Raw genomic sequence first — 19,436 nt, forward strand, 5'->3', positions numbered from 1 at the left:
GTGTTCTATCGATATCACAGCAGCCCAATCGGCCAACTGCTTATCGCGGGCGACGCAAGCGGGCTGCAACAACTGCTGATGGAAATTGACAGCAAACCGTGGAAAATTGGCGAGAACTGGCAGCCTGCTGGCAAGCAACTCGACGCCGTGTGCCGGCAACTCGACGAGTACTTTGCCGGTCGCCGCAAACGGTTCGAGTTGACGCTGGCGCCGCGCGGCACCGAGTTCCAGCGCACGGTGTGGCAAGCCCTGCAAGGTATCGGTTACGGCCAGACCAGCAGTTACGCCGAGCTGGCCACCGCTATTGGCAGGCCAAAAGCAGTGCGTGCTGTGGGCACTGCCAATGGCGCCAATCCGATTGCGCTGATTATTCCCTGCCATCGGGTGATCGGCCGCGATGGCAGCCTGACCGGTTATGCCGGCGGCCTGCAACGCAAAGCCCTGCTACTGCGCCTCGAAGGTGCGCAATTCCCCGAGCAGTCGCGGCTCTCGCTTTAAAGCTCGACGCACTGCATGTCGCTGGCAAATTCGACCGGGCCTTTATAGAACGCATTAATCGCCGCCAGCGTTTGCGCCTGCTGATCTACCGTGCGGCTCATGAAATGCGAGAGCAGCACCTGTTTGACCTGCGCATCACGGCTTATTTCGCCAATCCGGCTCGGCAACATGTGCAGGCGCACCACGACGCCCTGTGCGCCCTCGGGAATGGCGTTGTGTGCAACCAGCAGATCGCTGCCTTGGGCGAGGCGGATCAGGTTGTCACTGTGGCCGCCGTTATCACCGGAAAACGTCAGCGACTTGCCATCGATCTCGACACGATAAGCCAGCGATGGCACCGGCCCGTGCTCGGCATCAATCGCGGTTATTTTCACCTTACTGGTGTCCAGCGTTTGTATTTGCGGGCTTGGCGTCAGGTTATGCGCCTTGATCTGGTAACTGGCATTGCCGTTCACAAATCCCTGCAAGTAAGGGTAAACGCCCTGCTCACCAACAAAGCGTTGCACGAAGGTTTCGGTATCCGGGAAGAATTTGCTCGCTGTAGGCCCGTAAACCTGCAAGTCGGTCTGCCGCTCAGTGAAGAACAGCGCCTTGATCAGCGGTGCAAAATCGGCGCTGTGATCACTGTGCAAGTGGGTCAGCAGCACAATAGGCACCTGGCTGATATCAACGCCGGCCAGGCCCATATTGTTTGCCGCCCCGTTACCGAGGTCGACCAGCACCTGCGCCACACCGTCTGCCCACACCACGTAAGCGCTGGAGGCGCGCTTGTCGTTCAACTCCGGCCCACCGGAACCCAGAACCTGCAGATAAACCCCGGTTTTCGGGCAGGTGGCAGTGGCCGACTTGGCTTGGCCGAGTTCGGCCTGAGCGCTTGCCGAACTGGCAATGCAAAACCCCAGCAGCGCGATTGTCCGTTTCAACATGAGTTATCTCCTTATGACTCAGCCAGCGAACGCCGGCACGGTCTCAGAGATAACAGCTTGCTGGCGTGAGGCAAAGGACCAATCAGAGATTGATCAACGCAAAACTGGCCACGCACTCATGCCCTGCAAGCTCACCGCCTTCGCGTACCAGGCCGATAGTCTGCATACCGGCTTGCTGGGCTGCGTCGAGTTCTTCGACGACATCCGACAAAAACACGATCGCCTCCGCAGGCAATCCTATCGCTTCGGCAATGCGCTGATAGGAGCCCGCTTCTCGCTTGGGACCGGAGATGGTATCAAAGTAGCCACTGAACAGCGGGCTCAAATCGCCGGCTTCGGAGCAGCCAAAAATGAGTTTCTGCGCCTGAATCGAGCCGGACGAATAAACGTACAGAGCATAGCCCTGCTGCTTCCAGCGCTTCAGCGCCTCCACGGCATCAGGATAGACATGGCCCTTGAGTTGGCCATTGGCGTAGCCCTGCTGCCAGATCATGCCCTGCAATGCCTTGAGCGGCGTTGCCTTGCGGTCATCGGCGATCCACTGCAGGAGTATCTCGATAACCCGTATTGTGTCGGCCTCAGGCTCAGTGCTGTCTTCACGTACTGCATCGAGTAACTGCGCCACCTGGGGCTCGTGCGCATGCTCAAGCACAAACGCCGGCAAATGTTCGACCGCGTAGGGAAACAGCACATCGAAGACAAAACTGACGGCGCTGGTAGTGCCCTCGATATCGGTAAGAATGGCTTTAACAGGCATGATCAGAGCTCTCGAATAGGCAGCGGGCGCTTGAGTTAGTCATCAATACGCGGGAAACGGCTGGCAATGTCTTCGCCGGTAAACTCGGCAACCCAGCCCTCGGGATTATTGAACAGACGAATCGCCACAAAGTGCGGGCGCTCGCCCATATCGAACCAGTGGCGCGTACCGGCAGGCACTGAGATCAGGTCATTCTTCTCGCACAGTACGGCGTAGACGTGATCATCGATATGCAGGGTGAACAAGCCACGACCCGCCACAAAAAAACGCACTTCGTCTTCTGCATGACGGTGCTCATCCAAAAACTTGGCACGCAGCTCAGCCTTCTGCGGGTGATCTTCGCTCAGGCTCACCACATCAACGGTGACGTAGCCTCGCTCGCTCATCAGTTGGTCGATCTGGCTTTGGTAGGCGCTGATCACCTCTTCGGAGCTGGCGCCCGGCTTGATCGGCGCACTGGCCTGCCAGCGTTCGAAACGCACGCCCACTTCGGCCAGCGTGCTGCTGATGTCTTCGGCGTGGGTCAGAACCTTGTGTGGCAACTCGGGTGATGACTCATGAAATACGCTCAGGATGCTCATGGCGATTCCTCAGAAAATAACTAAAAAACGGCTAACGAAGTCAGATCTTGTGCAGCGCGCGCATTTTGAGTTCGCACTCGAAGAGGAACTCAAAGGCTTCAATCTGGCGCAAGGCATCGCTCATCTGCGCGCCCCAGGTATACAGCCCATGACCACGGATCAGATAACCGACGCAGTCCGGGTGCTCATCCAGCCAGACCTGCACCTTGCTGGCGAGGCGCGCGATGTCCTGATCATTGTCGAAGATTGGCACTTCAACCTGACATTCATGGGTAGTGATACCGCTAAAGGCTTTCTGCAACTCGTAATCGGCGAATACCAGCGAATCACTCAGGGTCAGACGCGAGAGTACCGTCGCATTCACCGAATGAGTATGCAACACGGCGCCAATCGCCTCACTCCAACTGTACAGCTGCGTGTGCAACAGCGTTTCGGCAGAGGGCTTTTTACCGGGCTCAAGGCTGTTGCCAAGCAGGTCGGTGGCCAGCACATCGTCAACGCCCAACTGGCCCTTGTGCTTGCCAGAAACGGTTAGCAACGCCGAGTCGGTGCTCAGGCGCGCCGAGTAATTACTGCTGGTGGCAGGGGACCAACCGCGTGCGTAAAGGAACTGCCCCGCTTCGATGATCTGCTGCGCAAGTGTTTCGCGAGTCTGGCTCATGGCCGCTCCTCTTTAAGGCAAGTAGCGATGACTGCCGCGCCGGCGAGAACCGCGACGCTGGCAAGCGTGAATGTCCAGGACGAGCCCAAAGTACTCCAACTGTAACCCGAATACAGGGCACCCAGTGCACCACCCACTCCGGCTAATGCAGCGTAAAGGGCCTGGCCCTGCCCTTGCTGGCGGTCACCGAAGCTACGTTGCACGAAATGAATCGAGGCGGCATGGAAGCTGCCAAAGGTGGCCGCGTGCATCAGCTGAGCAATGATCAAAACCACCACGTGATCGGCAAAATTGCCCAGCAAGATCCAACGCACGGCGGTTATCAGAAAACTGGCCAACAACACCCGGCGCAGTGAAAAACGGGCCAGCAACTTCGCCATGAACATGAACAGAACGATTTCGGCGAGCACGCCCAGCGCCCAGAAGCCACCGATTGCGCCACGCGCATAACCGAGCGCTTCGAGGTGCACGCTGAGAAAGGTGTAGTAAGGGCCATTGCTCAATTGCATCAGGCTCACACTGAAGTAGAAGCCCAATATTTGCGGACGTTTGAGTTGCTCGATGAACCGGCCCTGGCCCGCAAACTCGGGGCGATGACGAGGCTGCGCATCCGGCACCCCAAAGCTGCTGATGCAGATCGCCGCCATGATCAGCACGATTGCCAGCGGATAGGCCCCCAAACTCAGGTGCTCGAACAATTGCCCGAGGCCGACGACCGCGACGATAAAACCGATGCTGCCCCAGAGACGGATCTGGCTGTATTTGGCAGCCTGTTCGCGTAAATGCGCCAGGGTGATGACCTCGAACTGCGGCAACACTGCATGCCAGAAAAACGCATGCAGGGCCATCACCAGCGCCAGCCATGCATAACTTTTACTGATGAAGATTCCGGCAAAACTAATCAGTGTGCACACCGCGCCAAAGCGCACGATCGCCAGCCTGCGGCCGGTGTAATCGCCCAGCCAGCCCCACACGTTCGGGGCCACACAACGCATCAGCATGGCAATGGCGATCAGCTCGCCAATACGCGCAGGAGAGAATTCAAGGTAATCGAAGTACAGCGCCAGAAATGGCGCCGTGGCGCCCAGCAGGGCGAAATAGCAGAAGTAGAAACCTGAAAGCCGCCAATACGGCAATGCGCCGGGCATCGCTAACGGCTCAAAATTGGCTGATAACTTGGCGGGCCGCCAACAGGTCGGCCCGAACAAGTCCGGTTGAACCGCAGGTGATCACAACTGCCCGATTACCGGCGTGTTCACGCGCACATCCGCGTTCTGACCGCGATGGCGTAACAGATGATCCATCAGCACGATGGCCATCATCGCCTCGGCAATCGGGGTCGCGCGAATGCCGACGCAAGGGTCGTGTCGGCCCTTGGTGATCACATCTACCGGCTGGCCGTTGATATCAATCGACTGGCCCGGCGTGGTGATGCTCGAAGTAGGCTTGAGCGCCAGATGCGCAACAATCGGCTGGCCGGATGAAATACCGCCCAGAATGCCGCCGGCGTTGTTGCTGAGGAAACCTTGCGGCGTGAGCTCGTCGCGGTGCTCGGTGCCGCGCTGGGCAACACTGGCAAAACCGGCGCCAATCTCGACACCTTTAACCGCGTTGATGCTCATCAGCGCATGGGCCAATTCGGCATCGAGGCGATCGAAAATCGGCTCGCCCAAACCGGGCATAACTCCTTCGGCAACAACGGTGATCTTTGCGCCCACGGAATCCTGATCGCGGCGCAGTTGATCCATGTACGCCTCAAGCTCGGGCACTTTATCGGGATCGGCGCTGAAGAATGCGTTGTTATCGACGTGTTCCCAACTCTTGAATGGAATCTCGATGGGGCCAAGCTGGCTCATGTAGCCGCGAATGACGATGCCCTGAGTGGCCAGATACTTCTTGGCAATGGCACCGGCGGCCACGCGCATGGCGGTTTCCCGCGCCGAGCTGCGGCCACCGCCACGGTAATCGCGAATGCCGTATTTGTGGTGATAGGTGTAGTCGGCGTGGGCCGGACGGAAGGTGTCCTTGATCGCCGAGTAGTCCTTGGACTTCTGGTCAGTGTTGCGAATCAGCAAGCCGATCGAGCAACCCGTGGTACGGCCCTCGAACACGCCAGACAGAATCTCTACAACGTCATCTTCCTGACGCTGCGTCGTGTGACGGCTGGTGCCCGGCTTGCGCCGGTCCAAATCCCGCTGCATGTCTTCGAGTGAAAGCTCAAGCCCAGGCGGGCAACCGTCAACAATCGCCACCAACGCCGGGCCATGGCTTTCGCCCGCGGTGGTAACGGAGAACAACTTGCCGTAAGTATTGCCTGACATGTGCTAAACACTCCACGTGAATCAATTCAGGGGCCATTCCTGTAGTCTGCGCGGGCTATGAAGCCCCAGTTTGCACAGCCATGCGATAACAGCCAAAAATGCAGGCCGCGAGTATACCCGTGCAGCACGCGCAGTTCACCCTTGGCCACACAAGTGCCGCACAAGCTTCACGGGCGCATTCGCGCCCCGGAGTATTTGTTGCCTGCATAGAACCTTCCGCCACTGCGACTATCCAATCATCACCCGATGCCAATGTGCCTATATATGTTGCGAGTTCTCCTCTTGACCCTCACCCTGTTCGCCCCACTCGCCCAGGCGGCGCAAGCTGTATTGCAGCGCCCAGTGAACTTGCAGACCAGCCAGGGCACACTCTTTGGCACGCTCGAACTGCCCAAGACCGACGCGCAAATGCCCGTGGTGTTGCTTATTGCAGGTTCCGGCCCAACCGACCGTAACGGCAATAATCCGGGTGGCGGCCACAACGACACGCTGCGTCGGCTGGCCAAGCAATTGGCGCAGCGCGGTATCGCCACCTTGCGCTACGACAAGCGCGGCGTCGCTGCCAGCCGCCCCGCGACGCCCAATGAGCGTGATCTCAGCGTCGAGCAGTATGTGGCCGACGCGCAAGGTTGGCTGAAAATGCTGCGAGGCGACGCGCGCTTCAACAAGGTTTTTGTCGCAGGCCACAGTGAAGGCGCGTTGATCGCCAGCCTGAGCGCCGATAGGTTCAAGGTTGACGGTATTGTCTCAATTGCCGGCAGTTCAAGGCCGATTGATCAGGTCCTGCGCGAACAGCTCAGCTATCGCCTGCCACCTGCCCTGCTGGGCAAGAGCTCGACCATTCTCGACTCGCTGATTGCCGGTAAACCGACACTGGATGTGCCGCAAGAACTTGAGGTGTTGTTCAGGCCCACGGTACAGCCGTATCTGATCAGCCTGTTCCGTCAGGATCCGGCCGAGGCCTTCAGCCAGGCCAACGCACCGGCGCTGATTATTCAGGGTGATCATGACATTCAGGTCGATGTCGCCGACGCATTGCGCCTCAAGGAAGCACGCCCCGACGCGCAGTTGGTGGTCATCAAGGGCATGAACCATGTGCTGCGCATTGTCCCGCTGGACATGAAGGCGCAGCTGGCCTCTTACGACAATCCAAAACTGCCGCTGGCGCGTGAATTGATCGACGCGCTGAGCCAGTTCATTGAACACACTGAACAGTAGCCATTTAAGAATGTTTAACAGCGGCCGATAGCGTAAATGCCTCCACCGGTATAGCGCACAGGATCGCCTATCATGCTCGACAGCCCAGTTGAAGAACCGACCGCCCCAGAGGCGCCTGCCGTCGAGCAGCCACATCCCTGGGCCAACATTGCTCCCAGCCAGTTCCGCTTGCTGCGCCTGAGCGCGCTCAACGCGGACAGCCACACGGGCGCGCGACCGCTGAGATTTGTCCAATACGGCCGGGCCGAGCGCCATGGCAATGGCCAGAGCCTGCTGCGTTTGAGCGTACAGGTGCCGGAACTGGCGCAACGCAAAGCGCAGAACTGCCTGGAAGTGTGGATCGATCATCGCAACAAAGAAGTGCGCTTTGGCCCGGACAACGGTTTACGCATCGAGCCGCAAAACCGTGGTTTGGGCCGCTTTCTGCTGGCTCAGGGCATTGCCTGGGCGCAACAACATTGCGCTCATTACATGATTGAAGGTGGCGCACTCTCAGCCAAACAGTCGCCTACACCGGCGGCCCGGCAACTGCGCGCCCATATGCTGCAAATGCTCGGCTTCACCCTTGAGTACAGCGATGCGCAGCAACTCAAGGCTCAATACAGCGCCCCACGTGTGGGCAGCCTGAATAGCGACTGGAATGTCCAGAAAGTGCAAATCATCGAAGTCATCGAGGCCGCCCAGATGCTCGAACAAGCCGACCGCAGCCTGCTCGAGCAGGCTATAAAACTGCGCAAGGTTGAAGAGCGCATGGAGCAGTTCAAGCGTGAAGACTCAGGCCTGCGCTTCACTATCGCCTGCCTGGTGACTTTCAGTTTGTTTCAGGCAGGCTTATTGATCTGGATCGCCACCCATTGAAGCGCTGTCGTTAACCGCCAGCGCGCTCACGGAACAACGCCTGATGCTCGCGGCATTGCTCGGCCGCCAACAAGAACACGCCATGCCCGCCGTTGCTGAAGTCCAGCCAGGTAAAGTCCACCTCTGGGTATAGCGCCTGCACGTGGACCTGGCTATTGCCCACCTCAACCACCAGCGTGCCCTGCTCGGTCAGATGATCGGCCGCTTCGGCGAGCATTCTGCGCACCAAATCCAAGCCGTCATTGCCACAGGCAAGGCCAAGTTCCGGTTCGTGATGGTATTCGGCTGGCATATCGGCGAAATCTTCCGCATCCACATAAGGCGGGTTTGACACAATCAGGTCGAAACGCTGGCCCGGCAAGCCCTCGAAGCCATCGCCCTGAACGGTGAAAACGCGCTCCTCAATACCGTGGCGCTCGATGTTCTGATTGGCGACCTCCAAGGCGTCATAAGACAGGTCGGCAAGCACCACCTCGGCGTCCATGAACTCGTAGGCACAAGCGATACCAATACAGCCCGAGCCGGTGCACAGATCAAGAATGCGCATTGGCTCTTTGACCAGCCAAGGCCGGAAGCGTTTATCAATCAACTCGGCAATCGGTGAGCGCGGCACCAGCACCCGCTCATCCACCAGAAACGGCAGGCCGCAAAACCAGGCTTCGCCCAGCAGGTAGGCGGTAGGCACTCGTTCTTCGATGCGTTTTTTCAACAACGCCTGCAAATGCGCATGTTCGTCATCTTCAAGGCGGCAATCGAGGTAACTATCGGCAATTTCCCAAGGCAGATGCAATGCGCCGAGGACCAACTGGCGAGCCTCATCCCAGGCGTTGTCTGTGCCGTGACCAAAAAACAGTTCTTCACTCTGAAAGCGGCTGACAGCCCAGCGAATGTAGTCACGCAAAGTGCGCAAGCGGGTGGTTGCTGCAAACATATCGGCACTCTCAAGAACGGCGAAAAGAGCCACTAGTTTACAGAACATTAAATCTACCGGCAGGCCCCTGCACACCAAGGCGCAAACGGACTGCTCAGTCAGGGCGCTTATTTGCCCATTTAAGCCGCTAAAGCAGCGGTGCTGACCTGCCAATCCCCCAAGGGCACCGTTATAATTCGCAACGAATTTTTAACCCTTCCTACCCACTTAACGACTTGAGAAATCTCACAAAATGGTCATAGACCCTTTTTCGCTCACGGGCTTGCTCGTGCTGGCGATATTCCTTATTGGCATGACGCTAATCGTTTTTGAAGCACAGTTGGAGATGGATAAGTTCAAGCCCGCCATGTTCATGATGTCTGGCCTGATTGTCATCGGCGCTCATTACGCCCTCACCGACCCCAACGGCTTCCAGTATTTCCTCCACGCCCAAAGCGAAACCAAAGGCGAACTGTTCGGCCTGATCGCCTTCATGGCGTTCATGTGGATGGTGGTCGAACTGCTCAATGAACGTAACGTGTTCACCGCGCTTAACGGCTACCTGATGGGTAAAGGTTTGGGCGCCAGAGGCATGTTCTGGGCGACGGGGGCGCTGTCCGCCCTGCTTTCACCGTTCCTCAACAACATCACCACGGCGATGATTTTCGGTAAAACCGTAAAGAATATTTCGGTCAACCAGCGCTACACCCACATTGCCCTGTGCAACATCGTGATTGCCTCAAACTCAGGCGTCTGGTTCCTGGGAACCTCGACCAGCCTGATGGTGGTTCTTGCCGGAAAAATCAGCATTGCCGGGCTGCTCCTGCTGATCCCGTCTGCACTCATCGGCTGGCTGATCTTTGCCGCTGCCCTGCACTTTTTCTATCTGCGCAAACTCAGTGACGAGCAACTGATTCACATTGCCGACCAGTCGGAGACGGCGCTCAAGCCCGGCGGCGCGGGCTTGGCAGTGGTTGGCTTTTTCGCGGTTGTCGGCGCGGTTCTGTGCAACGTATTCCTGCGTGTAAGCATCGAATTCGCCATCGGTATTGGCCTGGGCATGGTCGCGATCTACGCGTGGTGGCTGATACGCCAGGGCATTGAAATGCCCTGGCAGGATCAACTGCAGAAGGTCGAGTGGAACGCCCTGCTGTTCTTCATCGGCATCATCACCGCTGTTTCATGCCTTAACCATGTTGGCTGGCTGTCGTATATCTCGCGCTTGTTCGAGATCATGCACCCCACCAGCGTCAACATGATTCTGGGCGTCGCCTCTGGCGTGATGGACAACGTACCGGTAGAAGCCGCTGCATTGATGTCCAACCCGCAACTGGGCCTCGACCAGTGGGCACTGAATGCACTGATGGTAGGCATTGGCGGCTCGCTTACCGTAGTGGGCTCTGCTGCCGGGGTTATGGCCATGTCGCTCGACAAGACTTACAGCTTCGGCGTGCACATGAAGTTTTTGCCGGTGATCCTGCTGAACTTCTTCGGCTCTCTGGGCATCTGGTATATACAGTTCCAGGTGTTCGGGCTGTACTGACCGCACTGCGCGGTTATGCGCTCAGGTTGAACACCTGTTCGCATAACCGCTGAAGGCATTTCGCTACTAACCCTACCCAGCGCGGCAATTATCCGTAAGAATACAGGGGATAGAGCGCGTCCCGGCTCAAAGACCCAACGAGCCCTGAATACCCGGCGCAATAAAAGTCGCTCGCTGAATTTAACCTGCCGAAACCTTTAAATGGTTCACAGTCGTTATATTCAAGCGGAGAATGATCACTGTCGTATGCGCAGCAAGGACCCTTCAATGTCATATCCACAAACGTTGCTTCAACTCACCGGGCGTAGTTTTGCTCCGGCCACGATGCGCAATGCCACATTGCTGATTATTGATGCCCAGGAAGAATACCGCAGCGGCGTTCTGCAACTGCCTAACGTAGAATCGGCCCTTAGCGAAATCGCCAATCTGCTGGCCGCGGCCCGCGCTGCCGGCATTCCTGTGGTCCACGTCAAACACCTGGGAATCCCAGGCGGCGTGCTCGATCCACGCGGCCCGCGTGGTGAACACATTCCTGAAGCAGCACCGATTGCCGGTGAAACCGTCGTCGAGAAGCGCCTGCCTAACGCGTTCTCGGGCACCGACCTGCACGAGCGTTTGCAAGCACTCGGCCGACTCGACCTGATTGTTTGCGGGTTCATGACCCATTCGAGCATCAGCACCACGGTGCGCGCCACCAAAGATTACGGCTACCGTTGCACCATCGTCGATGCAGCCTGCGCAACCCGCGACTTGCCGACACCAGACGGTAAAGTGATGAGCGCTGCTGACATCCACAATGCTGAAATTGTCACCCTTGCTGACAACTTTGCCGCGATCGTCCCCAACGCCAGCGCGCTGATCTGATCCGGCTTGCGGTTCACACTGAGCTATCAGTGTGAACCACTGTCGAGACTGCCGGTCTCACACTCGATAACCCAAGAGGAAATCGGGATGAAACTATCCAATGGTTTTGATGCACGCCGATTGCGTCCGCGTGAGCCGCGCAGTTGGCGCCTGCGCGCAGCCTTTGCCTTAGGCGCGTTACTGGCGGCATTCGGCATATTGCTGGCGATGGCCGGCGCAGCGACCCTACTCGGCCAGCCGGCCGCACTCGGCCCACTCAACGACTCAGTCGGCGCTTCGGTGACCATGCTGGTTATCGGCCTGATTCTGCTCTGGTCCGGTATCGGAGTATGGCGTATGTGTCGTCGGCGCCTGCGTCGTCCCAGCGACCTCAGCATGCCTTCGCACCTGATGAAAAAGCGCGATTAACGCGGCTCTGCAACAAACATCCGGCATCCTTCGGTACACTATCGGCCTTGGAGGAGGTCCCGATGCAAGACGACGATTTTTCCCTGTTCAAAGCCGAGCTGCGCGGCGTTAAACCCTTAACGCAAGATCGTGCCGATACCGGCAAATCGCGCCCGGATGTCAAACGCCTGGCCACTTTGCGCCAAGCGGCGGCAACGCGGGTTGAGTCGATCAAGGTCGACGGCCTTTCCGACCAGTTTGTTATTGATGTTGGCGCTGAAGATCCGCTGCACTGGGCGGCCAATGGTGTGCAGGAAGGCCAGATGCGCAAGCTCAAGCTGGGCCAGATTGCCTTCGACGGCAGCCTCGATCTGCACGGCATGAGTGTCGAGAAAGCCCGCGACACCCTGTGGGAGTTTCTGGCCGAGGCCAACAAGTTCGAAGTCCGCTGTGTGCGCGTCACCCACGGCAAGGCTGCACGCAAAGACGGTCGCAAACCCCTGATCAAGAGCCATGTAAACACCTGGCTGCGCCAGCATCCGCAGGTGCTTGGCTTCACCTCTTGCCTGCCCAAACACGGGGGCACTGGCGCAGTTTATGTGATGCTCAAACGCACCATGATGGACGGCCGCGACGAGTAATTGTGATCGCCATTGCCTGCGCGCATTCACCCCGAATGCGCGCACCGATTGATACAACACTTGCCAGTTTCGGGTCAGCGCCCTAACCTGCCCGTCTGTGCCTATCCGCTAATTCACAGGAAGCTCCATGTCCCTGGAACAAAACTACACCGAGATTCTTGGCCAATTGGGCGAAGATGCCTCTCGCGAAGGCTTGCTTGACACCCCCAAGCGCGCCGCAAAAGCCATGCAGTATCTCTGCCGTGGCTACCAGCAAACGCTCGAAGAAGTCACCAACGGCGCACTGTTCAGCTCAGACAACAGTGAAATGGTCCTAGTAAAGAACATTGAGCTGTACTCGCTCTGCGAGCATCACCTGCTGCCATTCATTGGCAAGGCTCACGTCGCCTATATTCCAAGCGGCAAGGTTCTGGGCCTGTCGAAAGTGGCGCGAATTGTCGATATGTTCGCACGCCGCCTGCAAATTCAGGAAAACCTCAGCCGCCAGATTGCCGATGCCGTTCAGCAAGTAACGGGCGCAATGGGCGTTGCAGTGGTGATTGAAGCGCAGCACATGTGCATGATGATGCGCGGCGTTGAGAAGCAGAACTCTTCGATGGTGACGTCGGTCATGCTTGGCGAGTTTCGCAGCAATGCTGCCACGCGCAGCGAGTTTCTCAGCTTGATCAACAACTGATCCGCTAAAGCCTGCCAAACAGGTTAGCGTCAGCCAATAAAAAACCCATGCATGCATGGGTTTTTTATTGGCTGTATTCAGCAAAACGGCAGATGGAGCAGACGCTTAAAAGTCGTCTTCGACATCGCCATCCTTCATCTTGAACTCACGGGTCTGCAGATACGCATTGCGCACGAACGTATAGCGATCACCACTGATCAGGCGTTCAGCAGAGAGCAGCTCGGCACGAACATCCACCAGGTTGACCGCAAAGGTCACGTTACGTGTTGGCACATGGTCGATAAACAGGCCGGTTGCCAGCAAGCCGTCTGGCAATTTGCCTAAGCTGTCGCGCACGGTGCTTGGCCCCAACAGCGGCAACACAACATACGGTCCGTTAGGCACGCCCCAGACACCCAGCGTCTGGCCGAAGTCTTCATCATTGGCCTGCAAGCCCATGGCGGTTGCCACGTCGAACACGCCGACAACACCCAGCGTGGTGTTTAGGATGAAGCGCGTCGTGTCTACGCCGGCGTCGCGCACCTTGCCCTGCAGCAAGTTGTTGGCGAAGTTGCGGGTATCACTGACGTTGTTGAAAAAGTTGTGCACGCCTGTGCGGATGAAACTCGGCGTGACAGCCTTATAGCCTTTGGCAATGGGCTTGAGGGTATATGCATCGATCGTGTCGTTGATGTCGAACATCACACGGTTATAGCCAATCCACGGATCATCCTCAGTGGCGTGAGCCAGAACAGGCAGCACCGAGATACTGCAGCAAGCAGCCCATTTCAAAAGGCGCTTGTATACCGGCGCTCCAGACTCGTGCATCACCATCACTCCTCAAATTACGGCTGGCCAGCAAAACCGCATAGCCCGTTGAGGGCTGCCTGTATTGCGCAGCCCTGCAAAAAATAGGCGCTCAGTATAATGCCTGGCGCCCCTAAAGTGGCAGCTTGACAGCATAGCGCAACAAACCCAAATAACGGCTGAGGGCGATTTTAGCTGTAGACCTCAAACACCCGCCGCCGTTACACAAGGTTGCAGCGTTTACTGCCAATTTGCGTGCAACGCTGGACTCACGCCTCGCTCAACAATCCCAGACTCTTGCCCTTCAACACGGCTTGAGTACGGCTGCGAACACTCAGCTTGGTAAACAGATTATGCAGGTGCCATTTGATTGTCGCCTCCGACAGGTGCACAGCCTGAGCAATATCCCGGTTCGAAAGCCCCGCCGCGACAAAACGCAGGATCTCCCGTTCACGGCGGCTGACGTCCTGATTATCTTCCGCGCTGTCAGGGTCGAGTTTTAGCACCTTGCATTGCTCGCGCCATTGCTCGGCAACTGTAAGCCAGCGTTCCTTGCGGGAAGGCTCTGCCGCCAACCAGGCACCCATCAACGGATAGAGCCAATTGGCGTCATCGAGGAACATCCGCCGATAGCCACACTGCCAGGCTTTTTCCAGGCTTTCGCCAAATAATTCAAAAGCTTTGTCAGTGTGGCCCTTACGCCAATGAGCTACCGCTAATAGCAAGGATATATGTAGCCGCCGCTCGCGCTGATGCTCAGCCAGATGCTTACCGAGACAGTTCTCCAACACGGCCTGAGCTTTATCCGCGCGGCGCTCGGCCAAGGCCAGACGGGCTTCGGTGAGCACACGAGCGGTTTGCGCCTCACTGAACCGACCGTCCGGTATCCCAGCCATGTGCCGTTGCAGTTGCAAGGACGTGCGCTCGGCCTCATTGGGGCGGCGTAGCCATAACAGGAACTGCACCCGACAACTCATGCCCAGGGCAAATACCCGCTCATAGCCTGGCGCATGCAGACCATCCAGCCAATCGTCCAGCACAGCCATGCCTTTATCCGTGTCACCGGCATAGAAATAGGCCCGCGCCATCACCAGCTTGCCCCGGCTTATCAGCTCAATCGGCGTTGCAACATCGCGCCAGGTGATCGCATCGGGCAGTTTGTCGATGATCTGCGCGTGCTCATTACGCTCATAAAGCAGATCGGCACTGACAAGCGTCAGCGGCTCCACCACGCGGCTGTCCATCCCGTAAACCTTCTTGACCCGGGCGCGGGTTTCGTCCGCAACCTGACTGCCATGCAGGAGATCGCCGGCCTCTTTACACACCAGCGCCTCGATCAGTGAGGTAACCACAAGCAAGTAGGTATTTGCGCTTTGGCTCAGATACTGGCGTGCGCGGGCAATCGACTTGACCCCTTCATCCACCTCGCCCAGCAAGGTGTAAGCTGCGGCCTGGATGCACAAGAGACTGGCACTGAATACCGGCTGATTCTCGGACACCAGTCGCAACCAATGACGCGCGACCTTCAGGCAGCTCTCCAGCTTGTCCTGATACAGCAGGATCAGGGCCTTGAGCACTTGTGCAGCAACCATCAATTCCGCCAGACCGTAATGCAAAGCACCACTCTGGCCATGTGGCAGACGCAGGCTTACATCTTCAATCAGCGCCTCTGCCTCGGCATACCGCTGCTCCAAGGCCAGCTGCCAGGCATAAAAAATCTGGAACACGGCGTGCTCAAGAATCACCTCACTGGGTAATTGCTTGAGCACTTTGAGCACGCTGTAAACCTCGTTGCTGGAGACCAGACTGCCACCGTGCAGCTCAAGCAGCTCGGCGCCACGGGCAAAGTCGCCAGCACGTAACAGGTACTTGATCGCCTTGGCGTAATGCCCCTTATCGAGACACCAACGTGCGGCGCTGCGCTGGAGTGTCGCCAGCTCGCCACTGCTGGGTATACCAGTGCGATTGAAGTCGGCGAACAGACCGTGGTAACGCAGCCACCCGCCCGCCCCTTCGAGCGGTTTGACGAACAATTGATTACGCCGGAGAAAGGCCAGCATCTGCGCTGAGTCATCGCGACCGGACAGCGCATCGCAAAGCTCAGCGTTGAACTCGTCGAGAACGGCGGTTTGTTGCAAGAAGCAGATCACCACATCTGGCAAGTCCGCCAGTACATCAGCTTGCAGATAATCTGCAATATTGCGTTCACTGCCGGTCAGTTGCTGCATGTACAGGGTGCGGTCAGCCACTGTACCGAGTGCCAGCGCCAGTAGTTGCAGTGCAGTAACCCAGCCTTCGCTACGCCCATGCAGCACCGCCAACTCTTCCCGACTCAGTTGCAGCTGCTTGATGTCCTGTAAATAATTGGCCGTCTGCGCCGCAGTGAATCGCAGATCCGCAGAACTCAACATGAAAGTCTGAGCCTGCAGCTCAGGTGCCAGCCCCTCAATTAGCGCACCACTGCGGGCGCTGCCAATAAGGTGTACATGCGCGGGCAACTGGCTGATCAGCCGCTGAGAAAGCACGTTCACGCCCGGCACGGCGATGCGGTGCATGTCGTCGATAAGCAGGTAAAGATCAGCCGGAAGCTTGCCAAGAGCGCGGGCAAACTCATCAATCGCCTGGTCTACCGCAGCCGCATCAACGCCCACCGGAATATGCAGGGAGTAATCAAACTGCGGGTAGCAGCTCTCGATAGCAGCACTCAGATAGTCGAGCACCCGCAGCGGATCAGTATCAGTTTCGTCACACGCCAGCCAGGCAACCTGTAAGTCGGCCGCCAGCAAGTGCGCACGGTACTGCTCAAGCAAAACGCTTTTGCCGTAGCCTGCCGGCGCGCACACTAAAGTTAATGGCCCCTGGCATGCAGCATCAAGGCGCTCGATCAGGGTTTCGCGTGGCACCAGCAGTTCGGGATTGATCGCAACGGGGGCAATTTTAGTGCGCAGCAGAGGCTGAGCCGGAGCAGTGGCATATTCAACAATTTTGTTCATTACAAGAGACTCAATTCGCGGGCACGTCGAATCGCCTGGGTGCGATTGCGAACCTTTAGTTTTTCGTAAATGTTGTGCAGGTGCCATTTGACAGTGCCTAACGCCAACTCAAGCTGTTCGCCGATCTCAGCGTTAGACATACCTTGTGCAGCCAGACACACCACCTCACGTTCACGCTCAGTCAGGCCTTCGTCCACCTCAAGCAGCGTTTGGCTTGCGCTGTAACCCGGCCAGATCGCCAACAATTGGCGGATAAAACCCTGCAGCGCCGGTTGGCGCTCAGCCGTTTCAAGCTGCTGCAGCATCAGCCGGACACTGTCGCCCTCCTCGATAAACAGCGTTCGGATGCCTTCGCGCTCGGCATCGATCAAGCACTGCACCAACAAGGTTTGTGAACGCTCCTGATACCCCAGACGTTGATAACTGAGCGCCGAAAGCAGGTCCAAACGCAGCCGGTGCAGTCCATGCCAGTCGGGAAGCAGCAATGCGCGCAGATGGGTGATTTCATGCAAGGCTTCGCTGGAATGCCCACGGGCTTGTTGCAAGCGCACGCGTGTCAGGCCTTGCATCCATTTCACCGGATTGAAGCGCATGTGCAGGTAAGGTGCCGCGAGGCTGTCCCAGTCGACGCTTTTGAGTCTCAACTCGGCCCGCTTGATGCGGTCGACTGCCGTCTCCTGGAGGATTTGCGCAACCTCATCGCCCACTGCCAGCGCATAGAAGCGCCAGGCTTTATGGCGGGCCGCCATGTTCTGCATCATCACCAGTGTGGCGTGTGCTTCCTTGGGATTTTCCTGCATGCGCTGCAAGCGCGACAAACACAACAGCCCTTGCGCGTAGACATCGATCGGGCTGATCAGATCGACAGTATCGAGCGCCCAGCGCAGACGACTTTCCAGCCCTTCGAACTCACCCTGAATGCACTTGATAACAGCCCCGGTAACGGTCGAAAGTACCAATGCCTGCGAGCGCTCGGCAAACCACGGCATGCTGTGCAGGCGCAGGTGGCTATACAGCAATGCCGCTTGCTTAATTTGCCCTTGCTCAAGACTCAACAGCAACTCGACATTGGCCAGCTGCATTTCGAGGTAGCGCCCGGACAAGAAATGATTACGCTGCTGCGCCAGCGCCAACAGCCGGTGCGCCGACTGCGGCGCGCCCATCATTACGTGTGCAATGGCGCCGACGATCAGCATTGTCACCTCGACAAATGCCGAGTGCTGACCCAGGTGCACCTCAACCCGCCGGGCCAGCAGCACACAGGTCACCAAATCATCTTTCTGCAGCGCAATCACCGCCTTGATCGCCAGTGCTGCCAAATGCCTGTCACTCAGGTCGGTGGTCACCTCCAGCTCACCCCAGCCTTGCAACAGGTCGTCGATATTGCGATTGGCCTCTTGCAGCCCCATTTGCGTGGCGCGTGTCCACACATCGACCAGCATCAGCACCGGATATTCGCTGGCAATCGAGTAAGGCACGTGCTGGCGCCAGTAGGTGATAAGACTGAGTTCGCCCTGGTTGATCATCTGCATGCCGGCCGCTTCGATGAGCTCAGCCAACAGCCGCGGATCATCGGCAAGGTGCGCATGGCGAATTGCCAAGGCCTGCATGTCATGAGCAGCAAACCAGTGACTGGCGCTGTAATTCAGTTGCTTGAAACGCGCAGGATCCTGCGCTTGCAGACGGTTACGCAGGAAGTCGGCAAACACATCGTGGAAACGGTACCAGTGCCGCTCATGGTCCAGCGGACGCAAAAACAGCTGGCGCGCTTCGAATGCTTGCAGCGTCGTCTGGCCGCCAGTGCCGCCGGTGAGATAATCGACCAACTCACCGCTCACTTGCTGCGCCACAGCCAAGGTCATCAGCAAGGTTTGTTCATCCGCCGGTAGTGTCGACAGAACCGAATGCAACAGGTATTCGGCGACAGTGTCAGGCTCTTCCGGGCGCTCGTAATTGCCGTCGTAGGCGTCTGCGCGATGCCCCAGCCACAAGCTGGCCAAGTGCACACCCAGCACCCAACCACCGGTATGCGTGTATAAGTTTTCCAGGACCTGGCCACTGAGTTCGTGACCGCGCTGCTTGAGATAATCCTGGGTCTCGAGTTTAGTGAGGCGCAATTCTTGCTCACCTATTTCGAGCAACAATCCCTTGGCCCGCAGGCGAGCCAGTTGCATCCGGGGTTGCGACCGGCAGCCAATCGCCAGGGTGAAATTTTGCGGCGAGAACTCAACCAGCCGGTTCAGCGCCTGTTGCAACTGCACATTGCTGATGCGATGCAAGTCATCCAGCACCAGCAACATGGGTAATACCGTTTCAGCCAACTCGACGAGCAGTGATTCCATGACAATGTCGACGGGAATATGCAGAGAGTTGCGCAGATAGTCCTGAGCATTGCTGCCAAAACCTGGAGAATGAGCGGATATAGTCGCGATCAGATGAGCAAAGAAACTTGCCGGGTCATTGTCTGCATCGACGATATTAAGCCAGGCAACAAGCGCTCCTTGCTCCATCCTGCTCGTCGCCAGCATTTGCATGGACACGGTTTTACCGAAGCCTGCAGGGGCCGAAAACTGAATGAGCTTGGCGTGGGGGTGGGCTTGAAGCGAATCGTCTACAGCCTGCCGACAGAAGTGGGCAGTAGCGGCTCTGGCAGATTCCTGCGCAGCCGCCGTCATACCCGGTACGGGTAATTCAATAACATCATCCATGATGTTTTCCTTATACACAGTGCTGGATTTGTAACAGTTACCTTCCTGGTTCTCAGCCATAGTAATCGGCTGTCCAACCCCGCGTAAACTTTGAACGAGACTAGGATC

General features: G+C 57.6%; 18 protein-coding genes. 8 read left to right on the forward strand and 10 right to left on the reverse strand.

Features of this window, described 5'->3' with window-relative positions:
• On the forward strand, positions 1–498 hold the full coding sequence (locus tag FEZ62_RS16000; RefSeq protein ID WP_150549424.1) for a methylated-DNA--[protein]-cysteine S-methyltransferase: 498 nt from the start codon (positions 1–3) through the stop codon (positions 496–498).
• Here FEZ62_RS16000 and FEZ62_RS16005 read toward each other — a convergent pair.
• From FEZ62_RS16005 to aroC, 6 genes are all read right to left on the reverse strand, one after another.
• Complete coding sequence (locus tag FEZ62_RS16005; protein ID WP_172928871.1) at positions 495–1,424, reverse strand: MBL fold metallo-hydrolase; 930 nt, start codon at positions 1,422–1,424, stop codon at positions 495–497. The genes FEZ62_RS16000 and FEZ62_RS16005 overlap by 4 nt on opposite strands.
• An 82-nt stretch (positions 1,425–1,506) precedes the next feature.
• Entirely contained in the window at positions 1,507–2,181 is a 675-nt protein-coding gene (gene mtnC, locus FEZ62_RS16010) for an acireductone synthase (protein WP_172928873.1), read from the reverse strand.
• A gap of 35 nt (positions 2,182–2,216) precedes the next feature.
• Positions 2,217–2,762: an acireductone dioxygenase gene (locus tag FEZ62_RS16015; RefSeq protein ID WP_172928875.1), complete on the reverse strand. Its 546-nt coding sequence runs from the start codon at positions 2,760–2,762 to the stop codon at positions 2,217–2,219.
• 40 nt (positions 2,763–2,802) lie between these two features.
• On the reverse strand, positions 2,803–3,423 hold the full coding sequence (locus FEZ62_RS16020) for a methylthioribulose 1-phosphate dehydratase (RefSeq protein ID WP_172928877.1): 621 nt from the start codon (positions 3,421–3,423) through the stop codon (positions 2,803–2,805).
• Positions 3,420–4,571, reverse strand: a complete 1,152-nt coding sequence (locus tag FEZ62_RS16025) for an MFS transporter (RefSeq protein WP_172928879.1) — start codon at positions 4,569–4,571, stop codon at positions 3,420–3,422. Before FEZ62_RS16025 ends, FEZ62_RS16020 begins: the two co-directional genes overlap by 4 nt.
• A gap of 81 nt (positions 4,572–4,652) precedes the next feature.
• Positions 4,653–5,744 (reverse strand): chorismate synthase, encoded by a 1,092-nt coding sequence (aroC, locus tag FEZ62_RS16030; protein WP_069898658.1) that lies wholly within the window; start codon positions 5,742–5,744, stop codon positions 4,653–4,655.
• 264 nt (positions 5,745–6,008) lie between these two features.
• On the opposite strand from aroC, the gene FEZ62_RS16035 reads away from it, so the two are divergent.
• Together FEZ62_RS16035 and FEZ62_RS16040 are read left to right on the forward strand one after the other, a co-directional pair.
• On the forward strand, positions 6,009–6,962 hold the full coding sequence (locus FEZ62_RS16035) for an alpha/beta fold hydrolase (protein ID WP_172928881.1): 954 nt from the start codon (positions 6,009–6,011) through the stop codon (positions 6,960–6,962).
• A gap of 72 nt (positions 6,963–7,034) precedes the next feature.
• Positions 7,035–7,820, forward strand: coding sequence for a hypothetical protein (locus FEZ62_RS16040; RefSeq protein ID WP_172928883.1), 786 nt, complete (start codon positions 7,035–7,037; stop codon positions 7,818–7,820).
• A gap of 10 nt (positions 7,821–7,830) precedes the next feature.
• Here the strand turns inward: FEZ62_RS16040 and prmB are convergent, their stop codons facing one another.
• Positions 7,831–8,751 carry a 50S ribosomal protein L3 N(5)-glutamine methyltransferase gene (prmB, locus tag FEZ62_RS16045; protein WP_172928885.1) on the reverse strand — a complete coding sequence of 307 codons (921 nt, stop codon included), beginning with the start codon at positions 8,749–8,751 and terminating at the stop codon, positions 7,831–7,833.
• Positions 8,752–8,983: 232 nt separating this feature from the next.
• Between prmB and nhaD the strand changes: the two genes are divergently transcribed.
• The 5 genes from nhaD (at position 8,984) to folE (ending at position 12,841) form a co-directional block, all read left to right on the forward strand.
• Positions 8,984–10,273 carry a sodium:proton antiporter NhaD gene (nhaD, locus tag FEZ62_RS16050; protein ID WP_172928892.1) on the forward strand — a complete coding sequence of 430 codons (1,290 nt, stop codon included), beginning with the start codon at positions 8,984–8,986 and terminating at the stop codon, positions 10,271–10,273.
• Positions 10,274–10,540: 267 nt separating this feature from the next.
• Complete coding sequence (locus FEZ62_RS16055) at positions 10,541–11,137, forward strand: cysteine hydrolase family protein (RefSeq protein WP_090509146.1); 597 nt, start codon at positions 10,541–10,543, stop codon at positions 11,135–11,137.
• A gap of 87 nt (positions 11,138–11,224) precedes the next feature.
• The gene (locus tag FEZ62_RS16060) at positions 11,225–11,545 is read left to right on the forward strand and encodes a hypothetical protein (RefSeq protein ID WP_069898667.1); all 321 of its coding nucleotides are present in this window, start codon (positions 11,225–11,227) and stop codon (positions 11,543–11,545) included.
• Positions 11,546–11,607: 62 nt separating this feature from the next.
• Complete coding sequence (locus tag FEZ62_RS16065; protein ID WP_069898669.1) at positions 11,608–12,165, forward strand: Smr/MutS family protein; 558 nt, start codon at positions 11,608–11,610, stop codon at positions 12,163–12,165.
• A gap of 127 nt (positions 12,166–12,292) precedes the next feature.
• On the forward strand, positions 12,293–12,841 hold the full coding sequence (folE, locus tag FEZ62_RS16070) for a GTP cyclohydrolase I FolE (protein ID WP_069898673.1): 549 nt from the start codon (positions 12,293–12,295) through the stop codon (positions 12,839–12,841).
• Positions 12,842–12,946: 105 nt separating this feature from the next.
• Here folE and FEZ62_RS16075 read toward each other — a convergent pair whose 3' ends face one another.
• From FEZ62_RS16075 to FEZ62_RS16085, 3 genes are all read right to left on the reverse strand, one after another.
• Positions 12,947–13,648, reverse strand: coding sequence for a VacJ family lipoprotein (locus tag FEZ62_RS16075; RefSeq protein ID WP_172928894.1), 702 nt, complete (start codon positions 13,646–13,648; stop codon positions 12,947–12,949).
• A 248-nt stretch (positions 13,649–13,896) separates the two neighbouring features.
• Positions 13,897–16,620, reverse strand: a complete 2,724-nt coding sequence (locus FEZ62_RS16080) for a LuxR C-terminal-related transcriptional regulator (RefSeq protein ID WP_172928896.1) — start codon at positions 16,618–16,620, stop codon at positions 13,897–13,899.
• Positions 16,620–19,328 (reverse strand): LuxR C-terminal-related transcriptional regulator, encoded by a 2,709-nt coding sequence (locus FEZ62_RS16085; protein WP_242454977.1) that lies wholly within the window; start codon positions 19,326–19,328, stop codon positions 16,620–16,622. The genes FEZ62_RS16080 and FEZ62_RS16085 overlap by 1 nt, the downstream gene beginning before the upstream one ends.
• Positions 19,329–19,436: the final 108 nt, after the last annotated feature.

The organism is Pseudomonas sp. MS19, assembly GCF_013277615.1.
Lineage (GTDB): Bacteria > Pseudomonadota > Gammaproteobacteria > Pseudomonadales > Pseudomonadaceae > Aquipseudomonas > Aquipseudomonas marincola.